This window comes from Streptomyces sp. NPDC005485, from assembly GCF_040606085.1.
In the GTDB taxonomy this organism is placed as follows: Bacteria; Actinomycetota; Actinomycetes; order Streptomycetales; family Streptomycetaceae; genus Streptomyces.
The window spans coordinates 1-16,347 of the sequence record NZ_JBEXDZ010000005.1 but is presented as its reverse complement, the minus strand read 5'-3'; the positions used below and the strand labels follow the sequence as shown (position 1 = coordinate 16,347).

Here is a 16,347-nt window from a genome sequence, read left to right as displayed (position 1 = left end):
GCCGGAAGCTGACGCCCATGACGTCGTTGTCACCGCGGCCTTCGCCCCAGTCCTCGCCTGCGCCTTCGCCTCAGTCCTCACTGTCCCGCATCCGGGTCGGTTCGGCTCCCGACTCCTGGGGAGTCTGGTTTCCCGACGACCCCCGGCAGGTGCCCTGGCAGCGGTTCCTCGACGAGGTCTCCGCGTCCGGGTACGAGTGGATCGAGCTGGGCCCGTACGGCTATCTGCCCACCGATCCGGCCGTCCTGAAGGACGAGACCGAGCGGCGCGGGCTCACCGTGTCCGCCGGCACCGTCTTCACGGGGCTGCACCGTGGGCCGGACGTGTGGGACTCCACCTGGGCGCACGTCTCGGACATCGCGGCGCTCACCCAGGCGATGGGCGCCTCGCACCTCGTCGTCATCCCCGCCTTCTGGCGCGACGACAAGACCGGCGAGGTCCTTGAGGACAGCACGCTGACACCGACGCAGTGGCGGCACCTCACCACCCAGACCGAGCGGCTCGCACACGAGGTGCGGGAGCGGTACGGGCTGGAGATCGTCGTCCACCCGCACGCCGACACCCACATCGACAGCGAGCAGAACGTCGTCCGCTTCCTCGACGGAACGGACTCGTCGCTCGTGTCGCTGTGCCTGGACACCGGGCACTACGCCTACTGCGGCGGGGACAGCGTCAAGCTGATCGAGACGTACGGGGAGCGGATCGGATACCTCCACCTCAAGCAGGTGGACCCGGCGATCCTGGCCGAGGTGCGCGCCGAGGAGATCCCGTTCGGACCCGCGGTGGCGAAGGGCGTGATGTGCGAGCCGCCGTCCGGGGTGCCCGCGCTGGAGCCGGTGCTGGCGGCAGCACAGAAACTGGACGTCGATCTCTTCGCGATCGTCGAGCAGGACATGTACCCGTGCGAGCCGGACCGCCCGCTGCCGATCGCGCAGCGGACCCGGGCGTTTCTGAGGTCGTGCGGGGCGTAGCCCTCGCCCGACACCGACAGCACCGACGTGGGCCGTTTGCGTCACTCCTGTCACAAATAACGCACTCCTGTCACACATGTCCCGTGTACGCGGGTCTTGTGTCACACCCGGTCGACAGGGGCTGCCTGGCGCTCACGCTGCGTCGTTCACGGGGCACAGGCTTTGTGATCGCCAGCGCAGCGCCCGGCTCCCCCGACGGCCGCCCCCGGCCGCCGCCGCGGCGCGCGCAGGGAGGTGCCACTCATGACCGACCGTCGGCTCTGGTCGTACAAGGAGATCGCTGCGCACATCAAGGTGCAGCCGGACACCGTGAGGTCGTACCGCAAGCACGGGCTGCTGCCCGCGCCCGATCACGTCGAGGGCGGGAAGCCCTACTGGTACGCCGACACCGTGCGGGCCTGGGTCGCCTCCCGGCCCGGCAACCGCGGCCGAAGAGACGACTGAGGCCGCCGCCCCTCTGTGCCCCACCCCCGCGTGGGGCACAGTTCTATTCGGTTGCAGGTGTGCTGCCGCGCCGCCGAAGATCGCCGGATGAACTTCTCCGTCAAGCCCGTGCTCACCGGGGAGAGGTCGCTGCTGCGGCCGTTCACCGAGGACGACGCGACCCGGATCGCCGAGATCATCGAGGACCCCGAGGTCATCCGTTTCACCTTCGAGCCGTCGACCGTGCTCACCGAGGAGCGGCTGCGCTCCTGGTACGCCTCCCGCAACGCACAGACCGACCGGCTCGACCTCGCCGTGACGGACCGGGCCACCGCGGAACTCGTCGGCGAGGTCGTCCTGTACGAGTGGGACCCCGACGCCCGCAGCTGCAGCTTCCGCACACTCGTCGGGCCCCGCGGACGCGGCCGGGGTCTCGGCACCGAGGCGACCCGGCTGATCGTCGGGTACGGCTTCGAGCAACTGGGGCTGAACCGGATCCAGTTGGAGCTGTTCAGCGACAACCACCGGGCCCGCCGTGTCTACGAGAAGGTCGGCTTCGTGGAGGAAGGTGTCCGACGGCAGGCGCTGGTGCGCGGCGAGGACCTGCTGGACGAGACGGTCATGGCGGTCCTCGCGCAGGACTGGGCGGTCCACCGCGGGCACCCCGACATCGCCGCGGTCAGCTCCACGGTTCGATGACCGTCACGCCCGCCCCCGGTGCCGTTCCCATCGCCGCCAGCGCGGCGGGCGCCGCGTCGAGGGTGATGGCCGAGGTCACAAGGAGGTCGGGGCGCAGCACCCCGGCAGTCACGAGCTCCAGCATCGACGGGTAGGCGTGGGCCGCCATGCCGTGGCTGCCGAGGACTTCGAGTTCCAGGCCGATCACGCGGGACATGGGGACGGCGCTCGAACCCGTCGGCGAGGGGAGCAGGCCGACCTGGACATGGCGGCCGCGGCGGCGCAGGCCGTTCACCGAGGCCGCGCACGTGACGGGTGAGCCCAGGGCGTCGAGAGACAGGTGGGCGCCGCCTCCGGTCAGTTCGCGTACGGCCTCGGCGGTGTCCTCGACCCGTCCGGCGTCCACGCACTCCGCGGCTCCGAACTTCCTTGCCAGGTCCAGGGCCTGGGCGGACACGTCGACGGCGACCACCCGCGCCCCGGCGGCCGCCGCGATCATCACCGCCGACAGCCCGACGCCCCCGCAGCCGTGCACGGCCACCCACTCCCCCGGCGCCACCCTGCCCTGCGCGACGACCGCGCGAAACGCCGTGGCGAACCGGCAGCCCAGCGACGCCGCCGTCCCGTAGGACAGCTCGTCCGGCAGCGCGATCAGGTTCACGTCGGCGTGCTCCAGCGCGACGTACTCCGCGAACGAACCCCAGTGCGTGAACCCCGGCTGGGTCTGCCGCTCGCACACCTGCTGGTCACCGGCGGCGCAGGACGGGCAGCTGCCGCAGGCGCACACGAACGGCACGGTGACCCGGTCGCCGGGGTGCCAGCCGGTGACCCGGGCGCCCACCGCCTCGACCACCCCGGCGAGTTCGTGCCCGGGGACGTGCGGCAGCGTGATGTCCGGGTCGTGGCCCATCCAGCCGTGCCAGTCGCTCCGGCACAGCCCCGTGGCCTCCACCCGCACCACGACGCCGTGTTCCGCGGGCTCCGGGTCCGCCACCTCGCGCACCTCAGCCGGCTCCCCGTACCGCTCGAACACCACTGCCCGCATCCGTCTCGCCCCTCAGCCCGGAGATCAACACCGTCCGGAGGAACGCTAGGACCTCCACCGGTTCCTGTCGCCCACGCCGACAGACCTGACAGCGGGCTTGATCCGGATGCCCCTTCCGGACTGCGGCATAGCGGAGATTCACCATAAGGTGCGGATAAATCCGCATATCCGTATGCGATGTGTCGAGCCCGAGGGATGTGACGTGACCCAGTCTCCGCCGCCCGGCGCGCCCCGAGCCCGCATTCCCGGACCGAAGCAGCCCCCGCCGCCGTACCCCCGCATCCGCGCCGGACTATGGCGGCAGTGCCTGGGCGGCGGGCTCGCGCTCTGGGCGCTGACCGCGGTCGTCACGTACGCGACAAGGAACACGACCCTCCTGCCGACCCTGATCCTGCTCGGCGGTTTCCTCGTCCCGGTCACCTTCGTGCTGTGGGCGTACGAGCGGCACGGGCGTGACCTGGGCGTGCATCTGATCCTCGGCTGTTTCCTGATCGGCGGGACGCTGGGGGTGCTGGGCGCGTCGGCGATGGAGTACTACCTGCTGCACCCCTCACTGGGGATGTACGTCGGCGTCGGACTGATCGAGGAGGCGGCCAAGCTCGCGGCACTGATGTTCGTGCTGCGCCGGCACACCCGGATCCGGGGGCTGCGGGCGGGGCTGGTGCTCGGCGCGGCCGTCGGTTTCGGCTTCGCGGCGCTGGAGAGTTCGGGGTACGCGTTCAACGCCGCCGTCTCGATGAAGGGCGTGGATCTGCGGGCCCTGCTGGAGACGGAGATCCTGCGCGGGGTGCTCGCCCCCTTCGGGCACGGCCTGTGGACGGCCATCTCGGGTGCCGTGCTGCTGGCGTACCGCCGCCCGAACGGGCGCTTCCACTTCGCCGCGCCGGTGCTCGGCGCCTACCTCGGCGTCTCACTGCTGCACGCTCTGTGGGATTCCACGCACGGCATCGCGATCTGGCTGGTGGCACGACTGGCCGGCGCGGGCCTCGACCGGAGCCTCTTCGCGCAGGGCTACATCCCCACGCCGAGCGACGACCAGGAGCATCTCTTCACGCTCTTCTCGATGGGCGGCCTGGTCCTCGTCTCGCTGGCCGGGGTGGCCTGGGTGCGATCGCTGGCCCGGCGCGACCCCACTTGGAGAAATACCCCCTAGGGGTATAGTGTGGCGAGCATGGGGCGAGGACCCTGGAACCCAGGGACCCCCTCCCGCACACGCACGCCACGCACGCCTCGACGAGGAGTAACGCCATGACCGCCCAGACCGACACCCCCGGCACCGTCACGACCGTCTACCAGGTGAGCGGGATGAGCTGCGGACACTGTGAAGGCTCCGTGTCCGGCGAGATCTCCGAGATCGCCGGTGTCAGCTCGGTGAAGGCCGTCGCCTCGACCGGCGAGGTCACCGTCGTCTCCGCCGCGCCGCTCGACGAGGAGGCCGTCCGCGCCGCCGTCGACGAGGCCGGCTTCGAGCTCGTCGTCAAGGCCTGAGCGCCCTCGCCCCCTCGGGCAGAGGGAACGCACCTCTCCACACCGGGCCGTACCGACCAGCTGATACTGGCTCCGTACGGCCCGGTTCACCCACTGGAGCCGGACATGACCACCGCAGTACCCGAGAGCCCCATAGCGCGGACCGCGCAGACAGAGGCGGCCGCCGAGGTCGAACTCGCCATCGGCGGCATGACCTGCGCCTCCTGCGCGGCGCGTGTCGAGAAGAAGCTCAACCGCATGGACGGCGTCACCGCCACGGTGAACTTCGCGACGGAGAAGGCGAAGGTCTCGTACCCGGCGGGGGTACAGGTCGCCGACCTGATCGCCACCGTCGTGAAGACGGGCTACACGGCCGAGGAGCCCCCGCCGCCCGCGCCGGTGCGGGACGAGGAAGAGGCCCCGCCCTCGAAGGACTCCGAACTGGCCTCCCTGCGTGAGCGCCTCACCGTCTCCGTCCTGCTCGCCGTCCCGGTCATCCTGATGGCGATGGTCCCGGCCCTCCAGTTCGACAACTGGCAGTGGCTGTCGCTGACGCTCGCCGCACCCGTCGTCGTCTGGGGCGGGCTGCCGTTCCACAGGGCCGCGTTCACCAACGCGCGGCACGGCGCGGCCACCATGGACACGCTCGTCTCGGTCGGCACGCTCGCCGCCTTCGGCTGGTCCCTGTGGGCGCTGTTCTTCGGCGACGCGGGGATGTCGGGCATGAAGGACGGCTTCGAGTTCACCGTCTCCCGCACGGACGGCGCTTCGTCGATCTACCTCGAGGTCGCCTCCGGAGTCGTCGCGTTCATCCTGCTCGGCCGCTATCTGGAGGCCCGCTCCAAGCGCCGCGCGGGAGCCGCGCTCAAGGCACTGCTCGAACTGGGCGCCAAGGACGTGTCCGTGCTCCGGGGAGGCCGCGAAGTACGCGTCCCGATCGGTCAGTTGGCCGTCGGTGACCGCTTCGTCGTACGGCCCGGCGAGAAGATCGCCACGGACGGTACCGTCGTCGAGGGCACCTCGGCGGTGGACGCCTCGATGCTGACCGGCGAGTCGGTGCCGGTCGACGTCTCGGCGGGCTCGACGGTGACGGGCGCGACCGTGAACGCCGGGGGCCGGCTCGTCGTCGAGGCCACCCGCGTCGGCGCCGACACCCAGCTCGCCCGCATGGCGCGCCTCGTCGAGGACGCGCAGAACGGCAAGGCCGAGGTGCAGCGCCTGGCCGACCGGATCTCCGGGATCTTCGTGCCGGTGGTGCTGGTGCTCGCGCTCGGCACCTTCGGGGTGTGGATCGGCGTCACCGGTGACACGGTCGCCGCCTTCACCGCCGCCGTGGCGGTCCTGATCATCGCCTGCCCGTGCGCGCTGGGGCTGGCCACGCCGACCGCCCTCATGGTCGGCACGGGTCGCGGCGCCCAGCTCGGCATCCTCATCAAGGGCCCCGAGGTCCTGGAGTCCACCCGCCGCGTCGACACCGTCGTCCTGGACAAGACCGGAACCGTGACGACCGGCCGGATGACCCTCCACGAGGTGTACGCGGCCGACGGCACCTCCGAGAACGAGCTGCTGCGGCTCGCAGGCGCCCTTGAGCACGCCTCCGAGCACCCGATCGCCCAGGCGGTCGCGGCGGGCGCCGAGGAGCGCACAGGGGCCCTTCCCGCGGTCGAGCACTTCGAGAACGTGCCCGGACTCGGGGTGCGCGGGCGAGTGGAGGGCCGCGAGGTCACCGTCGGTCGGTTCGCCGGCGCCGACGTGCTCCCCGACGGACCGGCCCGGGCCAAGGCCGCGGCGGAGGCGGAAGGCCGTACGGCCGTCGTGGTCGCCCTGGACGGGGTGGTGCTCGGTGTACTGACCGTCGCCGACGCGATCAAGGAGACCAGCGCCGAGGCCGTACGGAAACTGCGTGCCCTCGGGCTCACGCCGGTGCTGCTGACCGGGGACAACCGGGCAGTCGCCGAGTCGGTCGCCCGGGCCGTGGGCATCGACGCCGAAAACGTGATCGCCGAGGTGCTGCCGCAGGACAAGGTCGACGTGGTGAAGCGGCTGCAGGGCGAGGGCCGCAGCGTCGCGATGGTCGGCGACGGCGTCAACGACGCGGCCGCGCTCGCCACCGCCGACCTGGGCCTGGCCATGGGCACCGGCACCGACGCGGCGATCGAGGCGAGCGACCTGACCCTGGTGCGCGGGGACCTGCGGGTGGCCGCGGACGCGATCCGGCTGTCGCGCAGGACCCTCGGCACCATCAAGGGAAACCTGGTCTGGGCCTTCGGGTACAACGTGGCCGCGCTGCCGCTGGCCGCGGCCGGGCTGCTGAACCCGATGATCGCGGGCGCCGCGATGGCCTTCTCGTCGGTGTTCGTGGTGACGAACAGCCTTCGGCTCCGGACATTCTCATGACGTCGAAGTAAGAGTCCCCCTAGAGTCCAACGGGAGCCTCACATAAGCTCTTCACAAGGCTCGCGCATCTTCCTTACGCTTGGGTCCCGATTGACGTTTTGGGGCTCTTGCGTATCTTCAGGACATACGCAAGAGACGCAGATCACAGTGATGTGAACGTAACCATCGAAGGGGTTCGTGAGTCTAAGTTGGCGATGTCAGAAGCGTCTTGGGGGGCGTGACTGACATCTGGGGATGTCTTGGGGGACGTTCCCGGAAATTGCGTTGCCGGGACACGTACACCGGGGAGCTTTGAGCGGCCCTCCCGTCGTACGGGTCCCGGCAGATCGCAACGCAGCACCGCAGGACGCAGTACGCAGTACCGGAGCACATCGAGTTTTGCTCGTTTTGCTCGCAGCGATTCAGGCGCTGTCCACAGACGCCCGGCCGGATCCCGTGGGGGGAATCCGCACCGGGACAAGGAAAGCGCCCCGACTGCCAGCCCGTGGGGGGACTGGTAGCGGGGCGCTTTCCGTATTTTTTGGGGCTCGGTTCGCCTCCGAAGAGGCGCGCTGCGGGTTGCCCTGGCAGGGCAACCGGCGGCTACGAGGTCAGCGCGCCTCGACCGGAACGAAGTCGCGCAGGACCTCGCCCGTGTAGATCTGGCGCGGGCGGCCGATGCGGGAACCCGGCTCCTTGATCATCTCGTGCCACTGGGCGATCCAGCCCGGGAGGCGGCCGAGGGCGAACAGGACCGTGAACATCTCGGTCGGGAAGCCCATGGCGCGGTAGATCAGGCCCGTGTAGAAGTCCACGTTGGGGTAGAGGTTGCGCGAGACGAAGTAGTCGTCGGAGAGCGCGTGCTCCTCCAGCTTGAGCGCGATGTCCAGCAGCTCGTCGGACTTGCCGAGGGCCGAGAGGACGTCGTGCGCGGCAGCCTTGATGATCTTCGCGCGCGGGTCGAAGGACTTGTACACCCGGTGGCCGAAGCCCATCAGGCGGACGCCGTCCTCCTTGTTCTTCACCTTGCGGATGAAGGAGTCGACGTCGCCGCCGTTGGCCTGGATGCCCTCGAGCATCTCCAGGACGGACTGGTTGGCGCCGCCGTGCAGCGGGCCCCACAGGGCGGAGATGCCGGCGGAGATCGACGCGAACATGTTGGCCTGCGACGAGCCGACCAGGCGGACCGTCGAGGTCGAACAGTTCTGCTCGTGGTCCGCGTGCAGGATCAGCAGCTTCTCGAGCGCGGAGACGACGACCGGGTCCGGCTCGTAGTCCTGCGCGGGGACCGAGAAGGTCATGCGCAGGAAGTTCTCGACGTACCCGAGGTCGTTGCGCGGGTAGACGAAGGGGTGGCCGATCGACTTCTTGTACGCGTACGCGGCGATCGTCGGAAGCTTGGCGAGCAGCCGGATCGTCGAGAGGTTGCGCTGCTTCTCGTCGAACGGGTTGTGGCTGTCCTGGTAGAAGGTGGACAGCGCGGAGACGACCGAGGACAGCATCGCCATCGGGTGGGCGTCGCGCGGGAAGCCGCGGTAGAAGTTCTTGACGTCCTCGTGCAGCAGGGTGTGCTGCGTGATCTCGTCCTTGAACGTGGAGAGCTCGTCGACCGTCGGCAGCTCACCGTTGATCAGGAGGTAGGCCACCTCCAGGAACGTGGAGCGCTCGGCCAGCTGCTCGATCGGGTAGCCGCGGTAGCGGAGGATGCCCTGCTCGCCGTCGAGGTAGGTGATCGCGGATTTATACGCGGCGGTATTGCCGTATCCGCTGTCCAGCGTCACCAGCCCGGTCTGGGCGCGGAGCTTCCCGATGTCGAAGCCCTTGTCGCCGACGGTGCTGTCGATCACCGGGTAGGTGTACTCGCCATCGCCGAACCGCAGTACTACAGCGTTGTTGGTCTGCTCGCTCACGTCATCCCTCACCGACGTTGTGCCTCTTCTTCGAGGTGCCCTGACTGTCTCTACCATCCCCCATTCGGCCCTGAAGAGTGCACTGGGGGTCGACCATTGGGCCTATTGGCGGCACTCAGTGCCGCCAACCTGCTCATCCTGCCCCCCTTCGCCTCGCTTCCGGAAGTGCTCTGTGACCTTTGCGACTCGTTTGATCGATCATTTTTCACGATGCCTGCTCCGAGGGGCCCCGAAGCGGGTCGATCAGCGCTCCAGAGGCCGGGGGGAGAGCCGGAAGTCCAGCGCCGTGCACCGCCGTCCGGCGGACACCGTGCGTACCGCCTGACCTATGGCTTTGCGCGAACCGACCAGGACGACCAGCCTCTTGGCACGGGTCACCGCCGTGTAGAGCAGATTCCGCTGCAGCATCATCCACGCTCCGGTGGTGACCGGGATCACCACCGCCGGGTACTCGCTGCCCTGGGAGCGGTGGATCGTCACCGCGTAGGCGTGCGCCAGCTCGTCGAGCTCGTCGAACTCGTACGCCACCTCCTCGTCCTCGTCCGTCAGCACCGTAAGGCGCTGCTCGTCCGGATCGAGGGAGGTCACCACGCCCACGGTGCCGTTGAAGACACCGTTCTTGCCCTTGTCGTAATTGTTGCGGATCTGGGTGACCTTGTCGCCGACCCGGAAGACACGGCCGCCGAAGCGTTTCTCGGGGAGGTCCGGGCGGGCGGGCGTGATCGCCTGCTGCAGCAGGCCGTTCAGCGTGCCCGCGCCCGCCGGGCCCCGGTGCATCGGTGCGAGGACCTGGACGTCGCGCCGTGGATCGAGGCCGAACTTGGCCGGAATCCGCCGGGCCGCCACGTCCACGGTGAGCCGGCCGGCCTCCTCCGTCTCGTCCTCGACGAAGAGGAAGAAGTCCTTCATGCCGTCGGTGACCGGGTGCTGCCCGGAGTTGATCCGGTGCGCGTTGGTGACCACCCCGGACTGCTGGGCCTGGCGGAAGACCTTGGTCAGGCGGACGGCCGGGACCGGGCCGCCGTCCGCGAGGAGATCGCGCAGCACCTCGCCCGCGCCGACGCTGGGCAGCTGGTCGACGTCCCCGACGAAGAGCAGATGGGCGCCCGGGGGAACCGCCTTGACCAGCTTGTTGGCGAGCAGCAGGTCGAGCATCGACGCCTCGTCGACCACCACCAGGTCCGCGTCCAGGGGGCGGTCCTTGTCGTACGCCGCGTCGCCGCCCGGCTTCAGCTCCAGGAGCCGGTGCACGGTGGAGGCCTCGGCTCCGGTCAGCTCGGCGAGGCGTTTGGCGGCGCGGCCGGTGGGGGCGGCGAGCACGACCTTCGCCTTCTTGGCGCGGGCCAGCTCGATGATCGACCGGACCGTGAAGGACTTGCCGCAGCCGGGGCCGCCGGTGAGCACGGCGACCTTCTTGGTGAGCGCGAGCCGGACGGCTTCCTCCTGCTCGGGGGCCAGCTCCGCGCCCGTACGCCCCTTGAGCCAGGTCAGCGCCTTGTCCCAGGCCACGTCATGGAAGCCCGGCATCCGGTCCTCCTCGGTGCGCAGCAGGCGCAACAGCTGGGCGGAGAGGGAGAGTTCGGCGCGGTGGAAGGGGACCAGGTAGATCGCGGTCACGGGCGTGCCGCCGTCCGGGCCCGGCACCTTCTCCCGTACGACTCCGGGGTCCTCGCCCTCCTGCGGGGGTGCCGCCAGCTCGGCGAGGCACTCGATGACCAGGCCCGTGTCGACCTGGAGGAGCTTCACCGCGTCGGCGATCAGCTGCTCCTCGGGGAGGAAGCAGTGGCCCTGGTCGGTGGACTGCGACAGGGCGTACTGCAGGCCGGCCTTGACGCGCTCCGGGCTGTCGTGCGGGATGCCGACGGACTGGGCGATCTTGTCGGCGGTGAGGAAGCCGATGCCCCAGACGTCGGAGGCGAGGCGGTAGGGCTGGTTCTTGACGACCGAGATCGAGGCGTCGCCGTACTTCTTGTAGATGCGCACCGCGATCGACGTGGACACCTCGACGGTCTGGAGGAAGAGCATGACCTCCTTGATCGCCTTCTGTTCCTCCCAGGCGTCGGCGATCTTCTTGGTGCGCTTGGGGCCGAGGCCGGGGACCTCGATGAGCCGCTTCGGCTCCTCCTCGATGATCTGCAGGGTGTCGATGCCGAAGTGCTGGGTGATGCGGTCGGCGAAGACCGGGCCGATGCCCTTGACCAGGCCGGAGCCGAGATAGCGGCGGATGCCCTGGACGGTGGCCGGGAGCACCGTCGTGTAGTTCTCCACCGTGAACTGCTTGCCGTACTGCGGGTGCGAGCCCCAGCGGCCCTCCATGCGCAGGGACTCCCCCACCTGGGCTCCGAGGAGTGAGCCCACGACGGTGAGCAGGTCGGCGGCGCCCCGTCCGGTGTCCACCCGGGCGACCGTGTACCCGTTCTCCTCGTTCGCGTACGTGATGCGCTCCAGTACGCCCTCCACCACCGCCAGGTTGACCTGCCGGGTGGTCCCCGCCTGATTGGACATGATCCGACGCTACCGCCGGGGACTGACAGCGCGGGCGGCCTGTGGGCAAGCCGGGCCGCGCACCTGCGGCGGGCTTCATCACAATCGAGTCTCAGGGTCTTGCCAAAGTCCCGTGTAATCGATTCCAATCCTCGGTACACGAAGTCGTGTAATCGATTCCACGAGGAGGTGGAGCGACGATGGCGAGCATCAAGGACGTCGCCGCCGAGGCGGGCGTATCCGTCGCCACGGTCTCGCGTGTCCTGAACGACCATCCGTCCGTCAGCCCCGAGGCGCGCACCCGCGTCCTGGCTGCCGTCGACACGCTGGGCTACCGCCCCAACGCCGTCGCCCGTTCCCTGCGCACCGACCAGACCCGCACCCTCGGCCTGGTCATCAGCGACGTACTCAACCCGTACTTCACCGAGCTGGCCCGCTCCGTCGAGGAGGAGGCCCGCGCGCTCGGCTACAGCGTCATCATCGGCAACGCCGACGAGCGGCCCGAGCTGCAGGACCACCACGTCCGTACGCTCCTGGACCGCCGTATCGACGGCCTCCTCGTCTCCCCCGCCGACGGCGGCTCGCCCGCGCTGCTGGGCGCCGCCCGCGCGGGGACCCCGATGGTCTTCGTGGACCGCTGGATCCCGGGCGTGGACGTGCCCGTGGTGCGGGCGGACGGGCGCGCGGCAGTCCGCGATCTCGTCGCCCATCTGCACGGCCTCGGCCACCGCAGGCTCGCCATCATCGCGGGCCCGGCGGCGACCACCACCGGCAGCGAACGCGTGGAGGCCTTCCGCGAGGCACTCGCCGCCCACGGTCTGGAACTCCCCGACGCCTACATAGGCCAGGGCGACTTCCAGGCCGAGAGCGGGCGCCGGGCGACCGAGGGGTTCCTCGACCTGCCCGAGCCGCCCGAGGTCGTCTTCGCCGCGGACAACCTGATGGCGCTCGGCGCGCTGGACGCGGTCCGCGCGCGCGGGATGCGGGTTCCCGAGGACCTCGCGCTCGCCGCGTTCGACGACATCCCGTGGTTCGTGCACACCGATCCGCCGATCACGGCGATCGCCCAGCCGACGGGCGAGCTGGGCAGGGCCGCCGTACGGGCCCTGATCGACCGCATCGAGGGACGGCCCCCGCAGTCCGTCACCCTCCCCGCCCGACTCGTCGTGCGCCGCTCGTGCGGCGAGTCCCCCGTAACGAACAGGAGCAACCCGTGAGCAACCCGGACGAGTTGCTGCGTATCGAAGGGATACGCAAGGCCTTCCCCGGTGTGGTCGCGCTCGACAGCGTCGACTTCGATCTGCGCCGCGGCGAGGTGCACGTGCTGCTCGGCGAGAACGGCGCGGGCAAGAGCACCCTCATCAAGATGCTGTCCGGCGCCTACCAGCCCGACTCGGGACGTGTCCTGGTCGACGGCAAGGAAGAGCGCATCCACGGGGCGCAGGACTCCGAGCGCCTCGGCATCGCGACGATCTACCAGGAGTTCAACCTGGTCCCCGATCTGACGGTCGCCGAGAACATCTTCCTGGGCCGGCAGCCCCGCCGCTTCGGACTGATCGACCGCAAGACCATGGAGACCGACGCCGAGGCACTGCTGAAGCGTGTCGGCGTCAACGTGTCCCCACGCGCGCGTGTCCGTGAACTCGGTATCGCACGCCTTCAGATGGTCGAGATCGCGAAGGCGCTCAGCCTGAACGCGCGCGTGCTCATCATGGACGAGCCCACCGCCGTGCTCACCTCCGAAGAGGTCGAGAAGCTCTTCACCATCGTGCGCCGGCTGCGCGAGGACGGTGTGGGCATCGTCTTCATCACGCACCACCTGGAGGAGATCGCCGCCCTGGGCGACCGGGTCACGGTCATCCGCGACGGCAGGAGCGTGGGCCAGGTGCCCGCGTCCACGCCCGAGGACGAACTCGTACGCCTCATGGTGGGCCGCTCCATCGAACAGCAGTACCCGCGCGAACGGGCCGACGCCGGTGCCGCGCTGCTGACCGTCGAGGGGCTCACCAAGGACGGCGTCTTCCGCGACGTGAGCTTCGAGGTGCGCGCCGGTGAGGTCGTCGGCATCGCGGGGCTCGTCGGTGCCGGACGTACCGAGGTCGTACGGGCCGTCTTCGGCGCCGACCCCTACGACAAGGGGTCCGTCGAGGTCGCCGGGGCACGGCTGCCGCGGCACGACGTCAACGCGGCGATGACCGCGGGGATCGGGCTCGTGCCGGAGGACCGCAAGGGGCAAGGGCTCGTCCTCGACGCCTCCGTCGAGGAGAACCTCGGCCTGGTGACACTGCGCACCGCGACCCACGGCGGGTTCGTCGACCTCAAGAGCCAGCGGGAGTCCGCCGCGCGGATCGCCGAGCAGCTCGGCGTCCGGATGGCCGGGCTCGGCCAGCATGTGCGCACCCTCTCCGGCGGCAACCAGCAGAAGGTCGTCATCGGCAAGTGGCTGCTCGCCGACACCAAGGTGCTGATCCTCGACGAGCCGACGCGCGGTATCGACGTCGGCGCCAAGGTCGAGATCTACCAGCTCGTCAACGAACTGACGGCCGCCGGCGCCGCCGTCCTGATGATCTCCAGCGACCTGCCCGAGGTCCTGGGCATGAGCGACCGGGTCCTCGTCATGGCGCAGGGCCGCATCGCGGGCGAACTCACCGCCGCCGAGGCCACCCAGGACTCGGTGATGGCCCTCGCCGTCGGCACGAACACGGAAGCCGCCGGCACGAACACCGAAAAGACCGAGAAGGAGGCCCCCCGTGGCCACTGACACGCTCAAGAGCACAACGGGCGCGAGTGGCGCCTCGGCGGTCCGCCGCCTCCTGCTCGACAACGGTGCGCTCAGCGCGCTGATCGTCCTCGTCGTCGCGATGTCGGCGCTGTCCGGCGACTTCCTGACGACGGACAACCTGCTCAACATCGGCGTCCAGGCGGCCGTGACGGCGATCCTCGCCTTCGGCGTCACCTTCGTGATCGTCTCGGCGGGCATCGACCTGTCGGTCGGCTCGGTCGCCGCGCTCTCCGCCACCGTCCTTGCCTGGATGGCCACTTCGGAGGGCGTCCCGGTCTGGATCGCGGTGATCCTCGCGATCGCCACCGGCATAGCCTGCGGCTTCGTCAACGGCGTCCTGATCTCGTACGGGAAGCTGCCGCCGTTCATCGCGACGCTGGCCATGCTCTCGGTGGGCCGCGGCCTGTCGCTCGTCATCTCGCAGGGCAGCCCGATCGCGTTCCCCGACTCGGTCTCGCACCTCGGTGACACCCTGGGCGGCTGGCTGCCGGTGCCGGTCCTGGTGATGGTCGTGATGGGCCTGATCACCGCCGTGATCCTCGGCCGTACGTACATCGGCCGCTCCATGTACGCGATCGGCGGCAACGAGGAGGCGGCCCGTCTCTCCGGCCTCCGCGTGAAGAAGCAGAAGATCGCGATCTACGCCCTCTCCGGTCTCTTCGCGGCCGCCGCGGGCATCGTCCTCGCCTCCCGCCTCTCCTCCGCGCAGCCGCAGGCCGCGCAGGGCTACGAGCTGGACGCGATCGCCGCGGTCGTCATCGGCGGCGCCTCCCTCGCGGGCGGCACCGGCAAGGCGTCCGGCACCCTGATCGGCGCGCTGATCCTCGCGGTGCTGCGCAACGGCCTCAACCTCCTGTCGGTGTCCGCGTTCTGGCAGCAGGTCGTCATCGGTGTCGTCATCGCGCTCGCGGTGCTCCTCGACACGGTCCGCCGCAAGGCCGGGGCGACCCCGGTGGCCGCCGGTACGTCGAGCGGTGGCGACCGGGGCCGGCAGGCGGCGACGTACGTGATCGCCGCGGTGGTCGCGGCCGCCGTCGTCGGAGCGATGTCGTTCCTGCACAACGACGACTCCTCGGCCGCGGCGAACAAGAAGATCGGCCTGTCCCTCTCCACCCTGAACAACCCGTTCTTCGTGCAGATCAAGGCGGGTGCGCAGGAGGAGGCGAAGAAGCTGGGCGCCGACCTGACGGTGACGGACGCGCAGAACGACGCCTCCCAGCAGGCCAACCAGCTGCAGAACTTCACCAGTTCCGGGGTCGGCTCGATCATCGTCAACCCGGTGGACTCGGACGCCGCGGGCCCCTCGGTGCGCTCCGCGAACAAGGCCGACATCCCCGTCGTCGGCGTGGACCGCGGCGTCAACAAGGCCGACACCGCCGCGCTGGTCGCCTCCGACAACATCGAGGGCGGCAAGCTCGGCGCCAAGGCGATGGCCGAGAAGCTCGGCGGCAAGGGCAAGATCGTGATCCTCCAGGGGCTGGCCGGAACGTCGGCGAGCCGCGAGCGCGGGGCCGGTTTCGCCGAGGGCCTGAAGGCCTACCCGGGCATCAAGGTCGTCGCCCAGCAGCCCGCGGACTTCGACCGCACCAAGGGCCTCGACGTGATGACGAACCTGCTCCAGGCCCACCCCGACGTCGACGGTGTCTTCGCCGAGAACGACGAGATGGCGCTCGGCGCGATCAAGGCGCTCGGCTCCAAGGCCGGCAAGTCGGTCTCCGTCATCGGCTTCGACGGCACCCCCGACGGTCTGAAGGCCGTACAGGCGGGCACGCTCTACGCGTCCGTGGCCCAGCAGCCGAAGGAGCTCGGCCGGATCGCCGTCGAGAACGCGCTGAAGGCGGCCGACGGCAAGAAGACCGCCGAGACGGTGAAGGTGCCGGTGAAGGTGGTCACGTCGAAGAACGTGGCGGGCTTCGGCGGCTGAGAGGCCTCCGACCGACCGGCCGGGGGTGGGCGCTCCACGAGACCGCCCACCCCCGGTTGTCCCATCAAGTCACCTATGCAGGGAGACAGTTCATGTACGACTACGACCTTCTGGTCGTAGGGTCGGCCAACGCCGACCTGGTGATCGGCGTCGAACGGCGGCCGGCGGCCGGGGAGACGGTGCTCGGCTCCGACCTCGCCGTCCACCCCGGCGGCAAGGGCGCCAACCAGGCGGTCGCCGCCGCCCGCCTCGGGGCCCGTACGGCCCTGCTGGCGCGCGTCGGCGAC

At 70.0% G+C, this 16,347-nt stretch carries 13 protein-coding genes; 10 read left to right on the top strand and 3 right to left on the bottom strand.

Annotation, left to right across the window (positions count from 1 at the left end; translation table 11 throughout):
• Window positions 1-17 precede the first annotated feature (17 nt).
• From ABZS97_RS03405 to ABZS97_RS03395, 3 genes are all read left to right on the top strand, one after another.
• The gene (locus ABZS97_RS03405) at window positions 18-971 is read left to right on the top strand and encodes a sugar phosphate isomerase/epimerase (protein WP_356132997.1); all 954 of its coding nucleotides are present in this window, start codon (window positions 18-20) and stop codon (window positions 969-971) included.
• A 243-nt stretch (window positions 972-1,214) separates the two neighbouring features.
• Entirely contained in the window at window positions 1,215-1,415 is a 201-nt protein-coding gene (locus ABZS97_RS03400; RefSeq protein WP_356132995.1) for a MerR family transcriptional regulator, read from the top strand.
• 87 nt (window positions 1,416-1,502) lie between these two features.
• Window positions 1,503-2,093, top strand: a complete 591-nt coding sequence (locus tag ABZS97_RS03395; protein ID WP_356132993.1) for a GNAT family protein — start codon at window positions 1,503-1,505, stop codon at window positions 2,091-2,093.
• Here ABZS97_RS03395 and ABZS97_RS03390 read toward each other — a convergent pair.
• Window positions 2,074-3,117 (bottom strand): zinc-dependent alcohol dehydrogenase family protein, encoded by a 1,044-nt coding sequence (locus ABZS97_RS03390; RefSeq protein ID WP_356132991.1) that lies wholly within the window; start codon window positions 3,115-3,117, stop codon window positions 2,074-2,076. The genes ABZS97_RS03395 and ABZS97_RS03390 overlap by 20 nt on opposite strands.
• Before the next feature lie 202 nt (window positions 3,118-3,319).
• Here ABZS97_RS03390 and ABZS97_RS03385 point away from each other — a divergent pair, with 202 nt between their 5' ends.
• The 3 genes from ABZS97_RS03385 (at window position 3,320) to ABZS97_RS03375 (ending at window position 6,981) form a co-directional block, all read left to right on the top strand.
• Window positions 3,320-4,270 (top strand): PrsW family intramembrane metalloprotease, encoded by a 951-nt coding sequence (locus ABZS97_RS03385; protein ID WP_356132989.1) that lies wholly within the window; start codon window positions 3,320-3,322, stop codon window positions 4,268-4,270.
• A 95-nt stretch (window positions 4,271-4,365) separates the two neighbouring features.
• A complete protein-coding gene (locus ABZS97_RS03380) occupies window positions 4,366-4,605 on the top strand; it encodes a cation transporter (protein ID WP_356132987.1) in 240 nt (79 codons plus the stop codon).
• Window positions 4,606-4,710: 105 nt separating this feature from the next.
• On the top strand, window positions 4,711-6,981 hold the full coding sequence (locus ABZS97_RS03375) for a heavy metal translocating P-type ATPase (protein WP_356132984.1): 2,271 nt from the start codon (window positions 4,711-4,713) through the stop codon (window positions 6,979-6,981).
• Window positions 6,982-7,571: 590 nt separating this feature from the next.
• On the opposite strand, the gene ABZS97_RS03370 is transcribed toward ABZS97_RS03375, so the two are convergent.
• Both ABZS97_RS03370 and ABZS97_RS03365 read right to left on the bottom strand, forming a co-directional pair.
• The gene (locus tag ABZS97_RS03370) at window positions 7,572-8,870 is read right to left on the bottom strand and encodes a citrate synthase (protein WP_356132982.1); all 1,299 of its coding nucleotides are present in this window, start codon (window positions 8,868-8,870) and stop codon (window positions 7,572-7,574) included.
• 243 nt (window positions 8,871-9,113) lie between these two features.
• Entirely contained in the window at window positions 9,114-11,375 is a 2,262-nt protein-coding gene (locus tag ABZS97_RS03365; protein WP_356132980.1) for an ATP-dependent RecD-like DNA helicase, read from the bottom strand.
• Window positions 11,376-11,554: 179 nt separating this feature from the next.
• Here ABZS97_RS03365 and ABZS97_RS03360 point away from each other — a divergent pair, with 179 nt between their 5' ends.
• The 4 genes from ABZS97_RS03360 to ABZS97_RS03345 all read left to right on the top strand — a co-directional run.
• Window positions 11,555-12,571 (top strand): LacI family DNA-binding transcriptional regulator, encoded by a 1,017-nt coding sequence (locus tag ABZS97_RS03360; RefSeq protein WP_356132978.1) that lies wholly within the window; start codon window positions 11,555-11,557, stop codon window positions 12,569-12,571.
• Entirely contained in the window at window positions 12,568-14,115 is a 1,548-nt protein-coding gene (locus tag ABZS97_RS03355) for a sugar ABC transporter ATP-binding protein (RefSeq protein ID WP_356132976.1), read from the top strand. The genes ABZS97_RS03360 and ABZS97_RS03355 overlap by 4 nt, the downstream gene beginning before the upstream one ends.
• Window positions 14,105-16,060, top strand: a complete 1,956-nt coding sequence (locus tag ABZS97_RS03350) for a substrate-binding domain-containing protein (protein WP_356132974.1) — start codon at window positions 14,105-14,107, stop codon at window positions 16,058-16,060. Before ABZS97_RS03355 ends, ABZS97_RS03350 begins: the two co-directional genes overlap by 11 nt.
• Window positions 16,061-16,152: 92 nt before the next feature.
• Window positions 16,153-16,347: PfkB family carbohydrate kinase (locus ABZS97_RS03345; RefSeq protein WP_356132972.1), on the top strand; the 195-nt coding region annotated here is incomplete at its 3' end.

Coding starts and splice junctions, on each gene's coding strand:
- ABZS97_RS03405 (WP_356132997.1), top strand. CDS start 18: ATGACGTCGTTGTCACCGCGGCCTTCGCCCCAGTCCTCGCCTGCGCCT.
- ABZS97_RS03400 (WP_356132995.1), top strand. CDS start 1,215: ATGACCGACCGTCGGCTCTGGTCGTACAAGGAGATCGCTGCGCACATC.
- ABZS97_RS03395 (WP_356132993.1), top strand. CDS start 1,503: ATGAACTTCTCCGTCAAGCCCGTGCTCACCGGGGAGAGGTCGCTGCTG.
- ABZS97_RS03390 (WP_356132991.1), bottom strand. CDS start 3,117: ATGCGGGCAGTGGTGTTCGAGCGGTACGGGGAGCCGGCTGAGGTGCGC.
- ABZS97_RS03380 (WP_356132987.1), top strand. CDS start 4,366: ATGACCGCCCAGACCGACACCCCCGGCACCGTCACGACCGTCTACCAG.
- ABZS97_RS03375 (WP_356132984.1), top strand. CDS start 4,711: ATGACCACCGCAGTACCCGAGAGCCCCATAGCGCGGACCGCGCAGACA.
- ABZS97_RS03365 (WP_356132980.1), bottom strand. CDS start 11,375: ATGTCCAATCAGGCGGGGACCACCCGGCAGGTCAACCTGGCGGTGGTG.
- ABZS97_RS03360 (WP_356132978.1), top strand. CDS start 11,555: ATGGCGAGCATCAAGGACGTCGCCGCCGAGGCGGGCGTATCCGTCGCC.